Source organism: Falsochrobactrum ovis, from assembly GCF_003259955.1.
Lineage (GTDB): Bacteria > Pseudomonadota > Alphaproteobacteria > Rhizobiales > Rhizobiaceae > Brucella > Brucella ovis_A.
This window is the reverse complement of the sequence record NZ_QLMK01000001.1, coordinates 1-16,445: the sequence shown is the minus strand read 5'-3', so window position 1 is coordinate 16,445 and position 16,445 is coordinate 1. Positions and strand designations below refer to the sequence as shown.

The following is a 16,445-nucleotide window of genomic DNA, read 5'->3' as shown; positions in this document are numbered from 1 at the left end:
TCCATGATCCGCTTTTCGCTACATTGCGATCACGGCCACGAATTTGAAGGCTGGTTTCGTAACAATGCCGATTTCGATCGGCAAGCGGAAATGAAGCTTGTTGCCTGCCCTAGCTGCGGGTCCTTACAGGTCAGCAAATCCTTAATGGCCCCTGCCGTTTCCACCAGCAGATCGAAAGAGAAGTTGGCTGTGGGCCTTAATGAGATGCAGAAAAAAGCTCTTGAGGAAATGCGAAAGCTTAGCCAACAAGTGCGGGAAAATGCCGATTATGTGGGCGATAAATTCGCCGAAGAAGCGCGTAAAATTCATTTTGGGGAGACTGAACAGCGGGGTATTTACGGCGAAGCCTCACGAGAAGAGGTCAGCTCTCTTTTAGAAGATGGCGTTGAAGTTATGCCGCTACCAGTTTTCCCGGAAGATCATAATTAGCTAGGTCTTAGCTAGCTCTGGCATTTAAGTGTTTTTGTCCAATACGCCTGCGGGTTAATTATAACCGTTCGCGATTCTGCTGTTTCTTTGACGGAAATTGCGGTGCATTTCGAGAGCTATGGCGCATGTCGGAGGCGTGACGGATGAAAATAATGGATTCGCCTCTGTTCCTTCTTTTGGGGACCGGTATCTTTCTTGGCTTGGTGCTTCCACTGGGAAAGATAGCGGCTGAAGCTGGTATTCCGGCTGTATTGTGGGCTTTTTTAGTATCTGCAAGTGCCGGAACCATCCTTTGGTCCGGTTTGCTGTTGAGCAAAAAGCGGATTGGTTTTTCTGGAGGCCGACTGCGCTATTATCTTGTTACCGCCTTTATCTCTTATGCGCTTCCAAATCTTTTAATGCTATCTGCTATACCGCGATTGGGTGCGGGCTATACCGGGATCATGTATACTTTATCCCCGGTTCTGACCTTGCTAATCTCAGTTGGGTTTGGTCTGCGGCGGCCCAATAGGCTGGGTGTGGCAGGGATAGTGGTCGGGTTTGTCGGGGCGATTATGGTTGCCTTTACACGTGGCGAGGTCGGCAAGCCCGCTGAACCATTATGGATTGCTGCCGCACTTTTACTTCCGTTGCTTCTTGCAATCGGAAATGTTTATCGCACAATTGATTGGCCAAAGGATGCGGACCCGACGGAACTTGCGGCAGGCAGCCACCTGGTTGCAGCCCTGATGATTCTTGCCGGGGTTTTGCTGTTTTCGGCTGAATTTCCGATCTATAAATTGGCCGATATTCCCGCAGTGACAATAGCGCAAGCTATCTCTTCAGCCGGCATGTTCGCACTATTTTTTCGCCTGCAAGTCGTGGGTGGGCCGATTTATTTAAGCCAGATCAGCTATGTCGCGGCGGCGCTGGGCTTGTTATCGGGCATAATGTTTTTGGGGGAAAGCTACCCGCCGATGACATTAGCGGGCGCTGGTTTTATCGCGGTTGGGGTGGGTATGACTACCCGAGCCCAACGAGGATGATCAGGCCGGGCGCTCGGCCAGCAGCATATAATTTACATCAAGATCGCGTGAGCGGCTCCAGCTATCCGTCAGGGGATTATAGGTCACACCGACCTTATCGATCACGCGCAAGCCGTTGGAGGAAAGTGCTGATTCGAGCTCTTGCGGCCGTACAAGCTTTTCATATTGATGGGTGCCACGCGGCAGCCATCGCAGAATATATTCAGCGCCAAGAATGGCCAGCCCATAGGCTTTCAGCGTTCGGTTGATGGTGGCGACGAACATTAATCCACCGGGTTTTACCATTTCGCTGGTCGCAGACATGAACAGATCAACATTGGAGACGTGTTCGACCACTTCCATATTGAGCACAACATCAAATTTTTCTCCCGCTTCGGCCAGGGCTTCAGCGGTGGTGGCACGATAATCAACCTCGACTCCGCTTTGAGCGGCGTGAATCTTTGCTACTTCAATATTGGTTTCGGAAGCGTCTGCGCCTATTACGGTTGCGCCAAGCCGGGCCATCGGCTCACAAAGAAGACCGCCGCCGCAGCCAATATCCAAGATCCGAAGACCTTCAAACGGGTGCGCTGCGGATGGATCAAGATCAAAATGTGCACAGATCTTTTCCCTAATATAGGAAAGGCGGGTGGGATTGAATTTGTGCAAGGGCCGGAATTTACCCTGAGGATTCCACCATTCCGCGGCAATGCGGGAAAAATGCTCAATTTCGGAAGCATCAATCGTAGTACGGGCGGGATCGGTCATGTCATTCTCCTGCGGCAGCGGGCGTAAAATTCTGCCTCCCAAGGTAGCGCGTGAATGTCAAGGCGCAAATGAATTTAGCATAATTATTGAGAAGCTGCTTCAGTTTACAATCAGCCGCTTGCAGAAACCGAGCAATTTCGTTATGTGAGCGCGAGCTTGTTCGTCGTAATAAAATAATGTTTTGACGGACTGAAGAGTAATTTTTCAAAAGACGGGACGTATCCTTAAAATGGCGCGCATCGTGATGAAATTCGGCGGCACCTCGGTGGCCGATCTGGAACGCATCTATAATGTGGCGCGCCACGTGAAACGGGAAGTCGACAGCGGCAACCAAGTCGCTGTCGTTGTTTCGGCCATGGCTGGCAAGACCAATGAATTGGTCAGCTGGGTACAGAACATGCCCAAGGTCTGCGGCGCCTCCTCTCCCATCTATGATGCGCGTGAATATGACACGATTGTTGCATCAGGCGAACAGGTAACGAGTGGGTTGCTTGCTATCGCGCTGCAGTCAATCGGTGTTGATGCCCGGTCGTGGCAGGGCTGGCAAATCCCTGTCAAAACCAATAATTCCCATGGCGCTGCGCGTATTCAGGAAATCGACGGCAGCGAGATTGTGCGCCGTATGGAAATGGGACAAGTGGCTGTTGTTGCCGGTTTTCAGGGTATTGGTCCCGATAATCGCGTGGCGACGCTGGGTCGAGGCGGATCGGATACTTCTGCGGTGGCTATTGCAGCCGGTGTAAAAGCTGATCGTTGCGATATCTACACGGATGTTGATGGTGTCTATACCACTGACCCGCGCATTGAACCCAAAGCAAAGCGGCTATCGCGCATTACTTTTGAAGAAATGCTCGAAATGGCTTCGCTAGGTGCAAAAATTTTACAAGTGCGCTCGGTTGAGCTCGCCATGGTACATAAGGTTCGCACTTTTGTGCGCTCCAGCTTTACGGATCCTGATGCGCCGGGCATGGACGATCCGATCAACCCGCCCGGAACACTCATTTGCGACGAGGAAGAAATCGTGGAACAGCAGGTCGTCACAGGTATCGCCTTTGCGAAGGATGAAGCGCAGATTTCGCTTCGGCGCGTCAATGACCGCCCAGGCGTTTCGGCGGCTATTTTCGGTCCGCTCGCAGAAGAATATATCAATGTGGATATGATCGTTCAGAATATCTCTGAAGATGGATCAAAGACGGATATGACCTTTACGGTTCCGTCGGGCGATCTTGAAAAGGCTGTTCAGGCGCTTGAAAAAGCCAAAAGCGATGTCGGTTTTGATACGATCCAATCCGAATCAGGCTTGGCTAAAATCTCGGTAATCGGCATTGGTATGCGTTCGCATGCCGGTGTTGCTGCCACGGCTTTTAAGGCGTTGGCCGAAAAAGGCATCAATATCCGCGCGATTACAACATCGGAAATCAAAATTTCAATTTTGATCGACGGACCTTATGCGGAACTGGCCGTTCGCACGCTTCACAGCGTCTATGATCTGGATAAATGATCACATTTTAGCCAGCGCGGCGTTTGAGTAGCCGACGAGGCATTTGGGGAGTCGACGGAATATTTGAAAGCACTAAATTACAACAGCGTCGCGGGCTTGAGCGAGTCCGTGACGCTGTTGGTTTGGGCTTGCGCCAAAATTTATGACGAAACCGCTGGACGTTGGGGGTAAAAATGCTCACAAAGGACTTGGCGCGGCGCGAGGCAAACGGTTATTGGATACCGGCTTGCGCCTTGTTGCGCTCAACGCTTTGAGGAGTCCCTAAGGATCATGCGAGATCTGACAACCGGTCCCCGCGTGCTGTTGAAACGGTTGCGCGAATTGATGGCGGAGCCGCTGGAGCCGCAAGCTCGTCTTGACCGGATTGTCCGCGAGATCGCGCAAAACATGGTCGCGGAAGTTTGCTCCTTTTATATTTTGCGTGCGGATGGCGTGCTGGAACTTTATGCGACGGAAGGTTTGAACCCGCAATCGGTTCATCTGGCGCAATTGCGGCTGGGGCAGGGTCTAGTGGGTACAATTGCCGCAAACGCACGTCCGCTTAATCTCACAGATGCACAGGCCCACCCAGCATTTGCCTATCTGCCCGAGACCGGCGAAGAAGCGTATAATTCCTTTCTTGGTGTTCCTGTGTTGCGCGCAGGCCGAACCCTTGGCGTTTTGGTGGTGCAAAACCGGACCAAGCGCGCTTACCGCGAAGACGAGGTGGAAGCACTTGAGACGACTGCGATGGTTCTAGCAGAGATTATCGCAACCGGGGATGGTCTGAGGCTGGCGCGTCCGGGTATAGAATTGGATTTGGGACGGCCAATGAATATGGGCGGTATTGCGCTCAATGATGGCATTGGGCTTGGTCATGTCGTTTTGCATGAACCGCGTATTGTGGTCACCAATCTTTTCAATGAAGACAGCCAGGCTGAACTCGACCGGCTCGAAGACGCGCTTGGCTCTTTACGGATTTCGATTGATGACATGCTTTCGCGTCGCGACGTGGCGATTGAAGGCGAGCATCGCGAGGCCCTCGAAGCCTATCGGATGTTTGCGCATGATCGGGGTTGGGTCCGGCGGCTGGAAGAGGCCATTCACAATGGGCTCACAGCGGAAGCTGCGGTCGAAAAGGTGCAAAGCGATACGCGTGCGCGTATGATGCATTTGACCGATCCTTATATGCGGGAACGCCTTTCGGATTTTGATGATCTGGCTAATCGTTTGCTGCGTCAGCTAATGGGGCGCGATATAAAGACGATGGCGGAATCTCTGGCAAAAGATGCAATTATTGTTGCTCGCTCTATGGGAGCGGCGGAGCTGCTGGACTATCCACGCGAACGTTTGCGCGGTGTCGTTTTGGAAGATGGCGCAGCAACCAGTCATGTGGTGATTGTGGCGCGGGCCATGGGCATACCGGTGGTCGGACAGGCTAAAGGCGTTGTCTCCATGGCTGAAAATAATGATGCGATAATCGTCGATGGTGATGAAGGGATCGTTCATCTTCGTCCGCAAGCAGATGTAGAAAGCGTTTATGCGGAAAAAGTGCGCTTTCGCGCCCGCCGGCAAGCGCTTTACCGCGAATTGCGCGAGAAACCTTCGATCACCAAGGATGGAATTGAAGTCGCTCTTTTGATGAATGCGGGGCTTCTGGTCGATCTGCCACAATTGGCTGCCTCAGGCGCTGAAGGTATTGGTCTTTTCCGTACTGAATTACAGTTCATGGTGGCATCAACCTTCCCCAGAGCTGAACAACAAGAGCGGCTTTATCGATCCGTAATTGACGCTGCTGGCAATAAGCCAGTGACTTTTCGGACGTTGGATATTGGTGGCGATAAGGTGCTGCCCTATTTCCGCACCACGGTGCAGGAAGAAAATCCAGCGCTTGGCTGGCGTGCCATCCGCTTGACGCTGGATCGTCCGGGGCTTTTGCGTACTCAGCTTCGTGCCCTTTTGAAAGCGGCTGGCGGGCGAGAATTGCGCCTTATGTTGCCGATGGTGACGGAAGTGTGCGAAGTGAAAGCCGCGCGCGAGTTGATTGATCGTGAAGTCCGTCACCTGTCGCGTTTTGCTTATAATCTGCCATTAAGGGTCAAGGTTGGGGCAATGGTCGAGGTTCCAGCCTTGGTCTGGCAGCTTGACGAATTGATGGACAATGTTGATTTTGTCTCGGTCGGCTCTAACGATCTGTTCCAATTTTTGATGGCGGTGGATCGTGGAAATTCATTGATTTCTGACCGTTTTGACCAGCTTTCGCCAGCTTTTTTGCGGACGCTTCGTCATATTGTTGACACAGGACAGCGTCACGGCAAGCCAGTGACGCTTTGTGGCGAGATGGCGGGACGACCGCTTACTGCAATGGCGCTGATCGGTCTTGGCTTTCGTTCGATCTCTATGTCTGCGGCATCAATTGGACCCGTTAAAGCTATGCTCGGCGAGCTTGATGCAAGCAAGCTGAACGCGTTGTTGCGGGAAGAGCTTGATAAGCCTAACCAATCCCATTCGCTGCGCGAGCTGTTGCTTCAATTTGCGAAAGACAATGATATTCCGTTATAGCGAAAGGATTTTCGCAATGAGGGATGATGTAACGTCCATAGTCCGACTTGTCCCATAGTCCGATTTGTATTGAGCAGCCATAATTCTAGGACCAAAAAATGATTTCATTGCCGCAGGACCGGATGGACCAGCTTTTGAAGCGGTTTTCCATGATTGAAAGCCAGATGGCCAATAATCCGGACTCCGAGACCTATGTTAAACTGGCGTCAGAATATTCTGAACTTGAGGAAGTTGTTGGAAAAATCCGGGAATTAGCCGATGCGCGCAAGGAAGAGCAAGATCTTCGTGCCATGCGCGATGAACCCGGTATTGATGCCGAGATGCGCGCACTTGCGAATGAAGAATTGCCAGAAGTCCAAGACCGTATCGAAACTTTGGAACAGGAAATACAAATTCTTCTGTTGCCCAAAGATGCGGCCGACGAGAAAAATGCTATTCTTGAAATCCGAGCGGGCACCGGGGGGCTTGAGGCTGCCCTTTTTGCCGGCGATCTTTTTCGCATGTATGAGCGTTTTGCGAGCGAGAAAGGTTGGCGGGTGGAATTGGTTTCGGCCAGCGACGGTGATGCGGGTGGGTATAAGGAAATTATTGCTACCGTTTCGGGCAAAGGCGTTTTTTCCAAATTGAAATTTGAGTCCGGCGTGCACCGTGTTCAGCGTGTGCCGGAGACTGAAGGCGGCGGCCGTATTCATACTTCAGCGGCAACTGTGGCTGTTCTGCCTGAAGCTGCCGAAATTGATATTGAAATTCGTAATGAAGATATCCGTATCGATACGATGCGGGCATCGGGTGCGGGTGGCCAGCACGTCAATACGACTGACTCAGCGGTTCGAATCACACATATTCCGACCGGGGTTATGGTTGTGCAGGCCGAAAAATCGCAGCATCAGAACCGTGCTCGGGCCATGCAAATTTTGCGCGCTCGGCTTTTTGATATGGAGCGACAAAAGGCTGAAAGTGAGCGCTCAGAATCACGCCGCAGCCAAGTCGGCTCAGGCGATCGTTCAGAGCGAATCCGGACCTATAATTTTCCACAGGGGCGGGTAACGGACCATCGCATCAATCTGACGCTCTATAAGCTTGATCGCGTGATGGAGGGTGAGCTCGACGAATTGGTTGATGCGCTAATTTCGGACCATCAGGCGAAATTGCTTACAGAACTGGGTTCGCAGACGTGACAGAAAACGGCAGCGCTCGGTCTCAACGGCTGGACAGTCTGATGAATTCAGCGCGAAAGAAGCTTGCGCTTGCGGGCGTAGAGACGCCTGATTTGGACGCGCAGTTATTGGTTGAATATATTACGAAGACTACCCGCGTTGATTTAATTGCCCGGCCGGAATTACTCATTGATGGTGAGGCGGTGGTGAAGCTGGATTTGGTGCTCGAACGTCGTTGCGCAGGCGAGCCGGTTCACCGCATTATTGGTATGCGAGAATTTTACGGCTTACCGTTCCGCCTATCATGCGAAACGCTGGAACCTCGTCCTGATACGGAATCGCTGATAGAGCTTGTAACGCCAGTTGTCGAGCAATTGATCAATCGGCATGGGCCTATCGAGGTGCTGGATATGGGCACCGGAACTGGAGCAATTATCATCACCTTGCTTCATAAATTCGAAAAAATGCGCGGTATTGGCGTCGATAAATCTGTCGATGCGCTGGCTACGGCACGAATCAATGCGGGTATAAATGGTGTCAGCAATAGGTTTGCTGCGTTGGAAAGCGATTGGTGGGCAAATGTGAGTGGTAAATTTCATCTTATCGTCTCCAATCCGCCCTATATTCCACGCCAAGAAATAGCGACCTTGTCGCCTGAAGTGCGCGATTATGATCCAGTAGCAGCGCTCGACGGCGGGATTGATGGACTTGATTTCTATCGAGATCTTGCAAAGGGGGGGGCGGAGTTCTTATATAGGGATGGAATGATTGCCGTTGAAATTGGTGCGAACCAATTTGATCAAGTGAGCCAGATATTTAGGCAAGCAGGATTTAGCCTGCTCAACAGCGCGTGCGATCTTGGTGGACATCGGAGAGCTTTGATTTTTTCTAACGGACGCTGCGACGAAAAAACGTTTTTGTGTTAAAAAAACACTTGGATTTTGCAGCGAAGCCGTTTAGTTTCCAATCACCGATACAGCCAGAATGGTTTTGCCCGCTTAAGGGCGATGGCGGAAATACTCCATGACGATTTTAGGTCATGCTCCCTTAAGAAAACTCTGACGGGATGGCTCGTACGGAAGCGCAAGACTTTCAGAGGAACTTCCGAAGAATATAATTTTCGGAAAAAGTCGCACACGCAACGCTAACTCACAAGGTTCTTGTTGTTTGCAATGCATCAACGGAGCTCAGGAACATTCGAAATGCAGGAAGTTTAGGGTGTACTTCCTCCATATTTCGACAATGTGAAGCCAGTAGCCGTTTTGGTTACAGGATTTCTACGCCCTTTAATCTGAAAAGAGATAAATATGAGGCCAGTACAGCAGAACAGGCGCATGCGCGGACGGGGGAATAATAACAATAATAATCGTAAAGGCCCCAACCCTTTATCGCGCAATTATGAAAGTAACGGTCCGGATGTAAAAATCCGGGGCAATGCGCAACATATTGCAGAAAAATATACGGCTCTGGCACGGGATGCACAGGCGTCTGGCGACCGTGTCATGGCTGAAAATTATCTTCAGCACGCTGAACATTATAATCGCATCATTATGGCTGCTATGGCTCATAATAATATTCCATATCAGCGTGAAGAAACGTTGGATGTTGACGGGGACGATGAGGATGCGAATGTCGCCGCCGCTCCGACCCCAGCTCCGTCTGTCAGCGGAACCGGGCCTCAGCCAGTGATTGAGGGTACCCCGGCAGAAGTGGTCTACGGAGAAGAGCCAAGCGAGGGCCGGACCCAATCCAGAGATGCTCGCGAGCAGCGCCGTCAAGTTCGTGGCCGCCGCCCGCAGCGTGAACGTTTTAATTCGGACGAATCGGCTGAACAGCCATCGGTCGAATCGCGGGAACATACCGAGGAAACTGTTGAGCCAAAGGCGGAAGTTGTTCCACCTGCTCCGGTGGTTGAGGAACCCGAAGCTGCAAAAGTCACCGAAGCTGCAAAAGCTGCCGAAACTGTAAAAGCTGATGAGGTAGAAAAAGCCCCAGCAGCGAAGAAAGCATCGACTGCCAAAAAAGCAGCGCCTGCAGAGGAAAGCGCTGAAGAGGAAGCACCCGTACGGCGCGTTACGCGTCGTCCTGGCCGGCCTAGACGCGTGGTCAAAGAAGCCGAAGCTTCAGAGGTATCGGTGGCAGAACCTGCATCCTCGGATGTTTGATCGTCAGCGGGTGATCGCTAGCAAGAGTTTGAAATGGCGCGGTTTCTGCGCCATTTTTATTTTGGCTGATGATCTTAATGTGGGTCTTGTCGAAAGAGGAAAGCGCTCCCATATGTTTTGACGGATAAGGAGTCTGCCGCAATCGGGGACTCCGTCACCAAATGTCTTCCGGTGCCATAATGGGCCGGAGGGAAAAGGAGACACATATGAATATTGAAAAATACACTGAAAGAGTTCGCGGGTTCATTCAGTCAGCGCAAACCTTTGCTCTTTCGTCAGGCAACCAGCAATTTACCCCGGAACATATGTTGAAAGTTCTCGTCGATGATGATGAGGGGCTGGCTGCGTCCTTGATTGAGCGCGCAGGCGGGCGGGTGAAAGAAGCTCAGATCGGCCTGCAAAGCGCATTGGAAAAATTGCCTAAAGTTTCGGGCGGGAATGAGCAATTATATTTGGCTCAGCCGCTGGCAAAAGTTTTCACTCTCGCTGAAGAGCTTGCAAGCAAAGCGGGCGACAGTTTTGTAACTGTTGAACGTCTGTTAACGGCGCTGGCGATTGAGAAAACTGCCAAATCTTCCGAAATTTTGGCGAATGCGGGTGTTACCCCGGCAGCGCTGAACAAGGTTATTAATGATATGCGAAAAGGGCGGACTGCGGATTCTGCATCAGCGGAGAGCAATTATGACGCTCTGAAAAAATATGCACGTGATCTCACTGAGGATGCGAGATCGGGCAAGCTCGATCCTGTGATTGGTCGTGATGAAGAAATTCGCCGGACCATTCAGGTTCTTTCGCGTCGCACAAAAAACAATCCCGTGCTCATCGGTGAGCCGGGCGTTGGTAAAACTGCGATTGCCGAAGGGCTGGCGCTGCGCATCGTCAATGAAGACGTTCCCGAATCACTGCGTGACAAACAATTGATGGCGCTTGATATGGGCGCATTGATTGCGGGGGCAAAATATCGAGGTGAATTTGAAGAGCGGCTGAAGGCTGTGCTTTCTGAAGTACAGACGGCTGCGGGTCAGATCATTCTCTTTATCGATGAAATGCATACGCTGGTGGGAGCGGGTAAATCGGATGGGGCGATGGATGCGTCCAATCTGCTTAAGCCTGCGCTTGCACGTGGCGAACTTCATTGTGTCGGTGCTACTACGCTTGAAGAATATCGCAAATATGTTGAAAAAGACGCAGCGCTTGCGCGACGTTTCCAGCCGGTATTTGTCGATGAGCCGACCATCGAAGATACGATTTCTATTCTTCGGGGATTGAAAGAGAAATATGAACAGCACCACAAAGTGCGTGTTTCTGACTCTGCACTGGTTTCGGCGGCAACTTTATCCAACCGCTATATAACTGATCGGTTTTTGCCGGATAAAGCGATTGATCTGGTTGACGAAGCGGCATCGCGACTGCGGATGCAGGTGGATTCAAAGCCCGAAGAACTCGATGAAATTGATCGTCGCGTTATGCAGCTGAAGATTGAACGAGAGGCGCTCAAAGTTGAAACCGATGCGGCTTCGCGAGATCGGTTGCAGCGGCTTGAAAAAGAATTGAGCGATCTTGAAGAAGAATCAGCCGAACTGACTGCAAAATGGCAGGCGGAAAAGCAGAAGCTGGGTCTTGCTGCAGACCTTAAAAAACAACTTGATGAGGCACGCAACGCACTGGCGATTGCTCAGCGCAATGGTGAATTCCAAAAAGCAGGTGAGCTTGCCTATGGAAAGATCCCGCAGCTAGAAAAACAGCTTGTTGAAGCGGAAAGTCAGGAAAATAAAGGATCGCTGCTTGAGGAAACCGTAACGCCTGATCACGTGGCGCAGATCGTTTCACGTTGGACCGGAATTCCAGTTGATCGCATGTTAGAGGGCGAGCGGGAAAAACTGCTTCGTATGGAAGACGAGCTGGGCAAACGCGTGATTGGACAAGGAGAAGCAGTTCAGGCCATTTCCAAAGCAGTGCGTCGTGCTCGGGCAGGACTTCAAGATCCTAATCGGCCCATTGGCTCATTCATGTTCCTTGGACCGACCGGTGTCGGTAAGACCGAATTGACCAAGGCGCTGGCGTCGTTTCTATTTCAGGACGACACCGCAATGGTGCGCATTGATATGTCGGAGTTCATGGAGAAACATTCCGTGAGCCGCCTGATCGGTGCACCGCCCGGCTATGTTGGATATGAGGAAGGTGGCGTTTTGACCGAAGCGGTTCGTCGCCGGCCCTATCAGGTGATTCTGTTCGATGAGATCGAAAAGGCGCATCCTGATGTGTTCAACGTTTTGTTGCAGGTTCTTGATGATGGACGTCTGACTGATGGCCAGGGACGGACTGTAGATTTCCGCAATACGGTTATCATTATGACGTCCAATCTGGGCGCGGAATATCTTGTCAATCTGGGTGAAGCAGATGAGGTTGAAAGCGTACGCGATGAGGTGATGGGCGTGGTTCGCTCGGCGTTCCGACCCGAATTCCTCAACCGTGTCGATGAAATCATCCTGTTCCATAGGCTGCGTCGGGAAGATATGGCTGCTATTGTCGATATTCAGATGCAGCATCTGCAAAAACTACTGGCTGATCGCAAGATCAAGCTGGAGCTTGATGAAGATGCTCGTGAATGGTTGGCCAATAAAGGTTACGACCCCGCTTATGGTGCGCGACCACTCAAGCGCGTTATCCAGAAAGAGGTGCAGGACCCGCTCGCGGAGCGTATTTTGCTGGGGGATATTCTTGACGAATCGATCGTCAAAATTCTGTCCGGTTCGGATAGGCTAAACTTCCGTTCCATCCGCACAGGTCCCTCAGAGGAGACGGTTGCAGCAGGCGAAACTGCTTAAAATGTCGGCCTGAACTTCAAGGTGCCGCAATCTAAAGGGTTGCGGCACCTTTTTCATGTCAACTTGCACGCTATGTGGCCATCTTGATGTCCAGATCATTTGCGAAGCCAATATAAGTAAAGTGTTAACCATATTAACGGCATCCATGGACACTGGATTATTCAGGGTTTCCTTCATGACGCATATTCTACAGTTGTTCTTTTTCGTTTGTTGCGTGATTGCAATGGGCTTTCCATCCATAAAGCAAGCACGCGCAGCGGCAGAACTTTCCGCAGACCAAATTGGCGAGCCGATCGTGGTGGCGCAATTGTTTGATCGCGGTTTCGGTGGCAGGGATGTACATGTTTATATTGACGAATATGGACGACAAGTCTCGGTAGATCGACACGGACGTATTCTGCATATTGAAGAACCAAGGCGGCCGCGCTGGCGCCGGCGCAATGTGCGGCCGGAAGATAATTGGACATTTAACGGGCCAGTTGAACCTTCCTATGATGTTTACGGTTCGGTGCCGGAAGATCCAAATTATTTCCCGGAAGCGCCGGCTGCTCCAGGGTATGAATATAACCGTGATGGTTTGGTAGAACGCTCTGAACTCCCGCCACCAGGGTCCTATCCATATCCGGATGGGTCCACGGCCAGTATTGAACCCGGTTATGATCGGCCGGATTTTGACCAGCCATTGGCACATCCCCGAGCCGTGCCCGATTTTAATGATATGGCACCGGCAATAGAAATGCCGAAAGGTGTGGGGGCAAAGGAAAAAATTGCGGCATATCAGATATTGCTTGATCGGGCGGGCGCATCACCCGGCGTGATTGATGGGCGCGCCGGCAGCAATGTCGATAAGGCAATGGCTGCCTATCATGAACTGACCGGTAAGACTCTCAATCCAAATGATATGGCAGCTATTCAGGCCGAGTTGGAAGCGACGGGCGGACCGGCCTTTACGGAATATCAAATCACCAATGAAGATGTGGGCAGGCAATATGTGGCGTCAATCCCAGAAGACTATGCCCAAAAGGCACAGCTTCCGGCCATGGCTTATACGTCTGTGGCAGAAATGCTTGCCGAAAAGTTTCACATTGATGAGCCTTATTTGAAGGAAATCAATCCCGGCGTTAATTTCAACCAACCAGGGTCGATCATCCGGGTGCCGAATGTGGGTAAACCCGTTCGCAAACCCGTTACGCGAATCATTGCCGATAAGGGGCGAAAACAAGTTCGCGGCTATGATGAAAATGGGCAACTCGTCGTCGCATATCCGGCGACGATTGGTTCCAATGACAATCCGTCTCCGTCGGGACTGGTGGAAGTGCAGCGAATCGCAATTAATCCGAACTACACTTACAATCCGAAGATAAATTTCAAACAGGGAAATAATGACAAGGTTCTGACAATACCACCGGGTCCGAATGGGCCGGTTGGAACAGTCTGGATTGCCCTGTCAAAGCCTACCTATGGTATACATGGTACGCCGGAACCTTCCCGAATAGGAAAGACATCGAGTCATGGATGTGTCCGATTAACCAATTGGGATGCGGAAGAATTGGCAAAATTGGTGAAACCGGGTGTGGCCGTAGAATTTATCGACTAAGTAAAAAAGCCTGCCGATATTGAGGCAGGCTTTTTGCTAAATCAGCTTCTAACTGTTTCCGTCGCGGCAAGCCGGGTGCCGTTATCATCGCTCTCAAGCAGAGCGTCGATTCGGTCGCGTTCTTGTTTGAAAGCTTCCAGCTCCCGGCCGGTCAGCGCTTTGTTGTCAGGCAAACGGATACGAAGCGGATCCACCTTGGTGCCATTGACGATCAGCTCATAATGAAGATGCGGTCCGGTTGAAAGACCGGTTGAACCGACATAGCCAATCACCTGACCTTGTCGGACACGTGCGCCGACTTTTACACCGCGTGCGATTGCATTTTGGTGATTATAGCTTGAGACATATCCGTTGGCATGGCGAATCAGTGTCTGATTTCCATAGCCATTTGCCCAGCCTGCTTTTTCTACCACACCATTGCCTGCAGCGATGATCGGGGTGCCCCGCGGAGCAGACCAGTCCACGCCCGTATGCATACGACTATAGCCCAAAATCGGATGGCGTCGCATTCCGAAGGGGGAGCGGAATACACCGTTGGGAACGGGATTGCGCAGCAAGAATTGTTTCGCGCTTTTGCCGTTTTGATCGTAATAATCGACGCTGCCATCGCCGGATTGAAAGCGGTAGAATTTTCGCGTTGTTCCACCGAATGTGGCAGCTACAAAAAGAAGTTGTGATTCTTCATTAGCTGTATCGGAACCGTCCGGTAGGGAGAAGAATGCGTCAACGCGATCTTTTGGATTAAGTCTTGCTTGCAGGTCGACATCGGAGGCAAGCATCTTCACAAGCTGCTCGCGCATGGTTTCCGTCATGCCATAGGCCAGCGCAGCTCGGCTTAATCCGTCGTAAACCGTCGGAAGATTTCCCCGAATCGCGGTCGGAGGTGCATCGCCATCAAAAGCAGAGGCGAGAAGGGGAGTCGATTCGGGTTCGTCCGAAGGCGTATATTGCTCCCGATCATTTACCGTTACCGTTACGAGATGGGTGGTACGGTGATAAATGCTTGCGCGGACGATTTTGTCATCGCCCCCTCGCGATTCGGTACCGACCCGAAGTATGCTTCCTTCTTTCAAGCGATTGGAATTGAGCAATCTTGCCAATGCCTGCGCCATTCGGGACGCGCTCTCACCGCCATAGCCTGCATTTTGCAGAGCCTGTTCGATCGACATTGCTTGTCGGAAAGGAATCAACTCTTCTGAAAAGCCATCGCCGGAATATTCATCGGCGCGCGGCGCTATACTGACATTTTCCTGGATGATCTTTACCCCGAGGGTCGGGCCTAAGGAAAATGTGGAATCATGGCCGCCAAAACGGGCCGGGTCGACATAATGCAGCGAAGCCACTTGTACATCGCCGTCTGTGAGCAACGCCCCGGTATCGCGCACGACTTCTTCAACTTCTTCGACCGACAAATCATTTGCGGGATTAAAAGCAATTTGATGGAGCGGGAAATCTGTCATGCGCAGGCTGATCTCGCTTTCAACCTTGGCGCCGTAAATTTGCCCAGTATCGGTGGGCGGAGGTGGGGTCGGTCCTTCAGAAAATATAGCCAATGCGTCAAAGGGTGGGTATTTGCGATTAGTTGGATGGTCAACACCCAGTGACATATGCACGAGTTCAAAAGGCCGAGTGCGAATCACTTCGCGTTCCCCGATCTTTTGCATCGTCGAAAGATCAAAGCGTCGGCGATCCTTGGGTTTCTGACGTGAAATCGCACTTACCAGCCGATTGCCTTTTGCAATGTCTGCCTCACTTGCTGCGCCGGACATTTCATTCCGCGCAAGAATTTCAGGGGGCGTGGCAAGCTGTTCGCGGCCGTCTAGCGCTGCGAAAAGAGCGACACCGATCAACATGCAAGAGGTCACGCCGGTCAAAAAAGTTCCCGCGAGCCATCGAGCAGAAACTTCCCGCCGATCCGGAGGTCGCCTTCTTCCACCCACAGCGAGTGGTGGTTCGTCCCCTAACTCAAGATTTTTCCGCCCAAATTCATTCATGCCGCTGTCGCAGGCCTTTTTATTCGTTCGTATAAAGATGTAAGTACGTCACATATAGAAAAGCAGCTCTACTACCTATCCGGTATAAGGTGACTCCGGATGCGGAGCCTTAAGATCAGATGAAGTGATTCTGCCTGCACCGCTGATATAAGTCAATGTAAAGCCGTTACGAAGTCCCGTCCTGAGACTTGATTGCTTTTCCACTGACTAGACCTCCTAAATTGATAATAAGGCCCTTTTTGGGCTTCGGGGCTGGGCTGAGCCACTCCATTCTGGCACTTATATATAGCGCTCATATGGGCGCACTGTGGAAAAGTCCGGCTTTGTTTATTTTTGTAAAAAAACTTTCAAAAATCGCTTGGACGGTGTTGACAGTTTTGTTTGTTGGGGTCTATATGGCTTCACAACGAGGGCGGCGGCGCTGCTAGCGGCAGGTTGCTTCGTCCTTGTTTACTTTGCAT

10 protein-coding genes and 2 pseudogenes are annotated in these 16,445 nt (G+C 51.4%); 10 read left to right on the top strand and 2 right to left on the bottom strand.

The window, feature by feature from the left end:
* The first annotated feature begins 3 nt into the window (after window positions 1–3).
* The 3 genes and pseudogenes from C7374_RS00055 to C7374_RS16560 form a co-directional block, all read left to right on the top strand.
* Window positions 4–429: a DUF1178 family protein gene (locus tag C7374_RS00055; RefSeq protein WP_111573583.1), complete on the top strand. Its 426-nt coding sequence runs from the start codon at window positions 4–6 to the stop codon at window positions 427–429.
* Window positions 430–572: 143 nt separating this feature from the next.
* Window positions 573–1,158, top strand: a pseudogene (locus C7374_RS00050) (EamA family transporter); the annotation flags it as partial.
* A gap of 86 nt (window positions 1,159–1,244) precedes the next feature.
* Window positions 1,245–1,454 (top strand): annotated as a pseudogene (locus tag C7374_RS16560) (EamA/RhaT family transporter); the annotation flags it as partial.
* Here the strand turns inward: C7374_RS16560 and ubiG are convergent.
* Window positions 1,455–2,201: a bifunctional 2-polyprenyl-6-hydroxyphenol methylase/3-demethylubiquinol 3-O-methyltransferase UbiG gene (gene ubiG / locus C7374_RS00045; RefSeq protein WP_111573581.1), complete on the bottom strand. Its 747-nt coding sequence runs from the start codon at window positions 2,199–2,201 to the stop codon at window positions 1,455–1,457.
* Between the two features lie 229 nt (window positions 2,202–2,430).
* On the opposite strand from ubiG, the gene C7374_RS00040 reads away from it, so the two are divergent.
* The 7 genes from C7374_RS00040 (at window position 2,431) to C7374_RS00010 (ending at window position 13,990) form a co-directional block, all read left to right on the top strand.
* Complete coding sequence (locus C7374_RS00040) at window positions 2,431–3,702, top strand: aspartate kinase (RefSeq protein ID WP_111573580.1); 1,272 nt, start codon at window positions 2,431–2,433, stop codon at window positions 3,700–3,702.
* A 270-nt stretch (window positions 3,703–3,972) separates the two neighbouring features.
* Complete coding sequence (gene ptsP / locus C7374_RS00035) at window positions 3,973–6,243, top strand: phosphoenolpyruvate--protein phosphotransferase (protein ID WP_111573579.1); 2,271 nt, start codon at window positions 3,973–3,975, stop codon at window positions 6,241–6,243.
* Window positions 6,244–6,341: 98 nt separating this feature from the next.
* The gene (gene prfA, locus C7374_RS00030; RefSeq protein WP_111573578.1) at window positions 6,342–7,421 is read left to right on the top strand and encodes a peptide chain release factor 1; all 1,080 of its coding nucleotides are present in this window, start codon (window positions 6,342–6,344) and stop codon (window positions 7,419–7,421) included.
* Between the two features lie 41 nt (window positions 7,422–7,462).
* The gene (gene prmC, locus C7374_RS00025) at window positions 7,463–8,326 is read left to right on the top strand and encodes a peptide chain release factor N(5)-glutamine methyltransferase (RefSeq protein ID WP_111573577.1); all 864 of its coding nucleotides are present in this window, start codon (window positions 7,463–7,465) and stop codon (window positions 8,324–8,326) included.
* 381 nt (window positions 8,327–8,707) lie between these two features.
* A complete protein-coding gene (locus tag C7374_RS00020) occupies window positions 8,708–9,565 on the top strand; it encodes a DUF4167 domain-containing protein (protein WP_111573576.1) in 858 nt (285 codons plus the stop codon).
* Between the two features lie 206 nt (window positions 9,566–9,771).
* Complete coding sequence (gene clpB / locus C7374_RS00015; RefSeq protein WP_111573575.1) at window positions 9,772–12,393, top strand: ATP-dependent chaperone ClpB; 2,622 nt, start codon at window positions 9,772–9,774, stop codon at window positions 12,391–12,393.
* A gap of 175 nt (window positions 12,394–12,568) precedes the next feature.
* A complete protein-coding gene (locus tag C7374_RS00010) occupies window positions 12,569–13,990 on the top strand; it encodes a L,D-transpeptidase (protein ID WP_342634703.1) in 1,422 nt (473 codons plus the stop codon).
* A gap of 41 nt (window positions 13,991–14,031) precedes the next feature.
* On the opposite strand, the gene C7374_RS00005 is transcribed toward C7374_RS00010, so the two are convergent.
* Window positions 14,032–15,984, bottom strand: coding sequence for a M23 family metallopeptidase (locus C7374_RS00005; RefSeq protein ID WP_111573573.1), 1,953 nt, complete (start codon window positions 15,982–15,984; stop codon window positions 14,032–14,034).
* Between the last annotated feature and the right edge of the window lie 461 nt (window positions 15,985–16,445).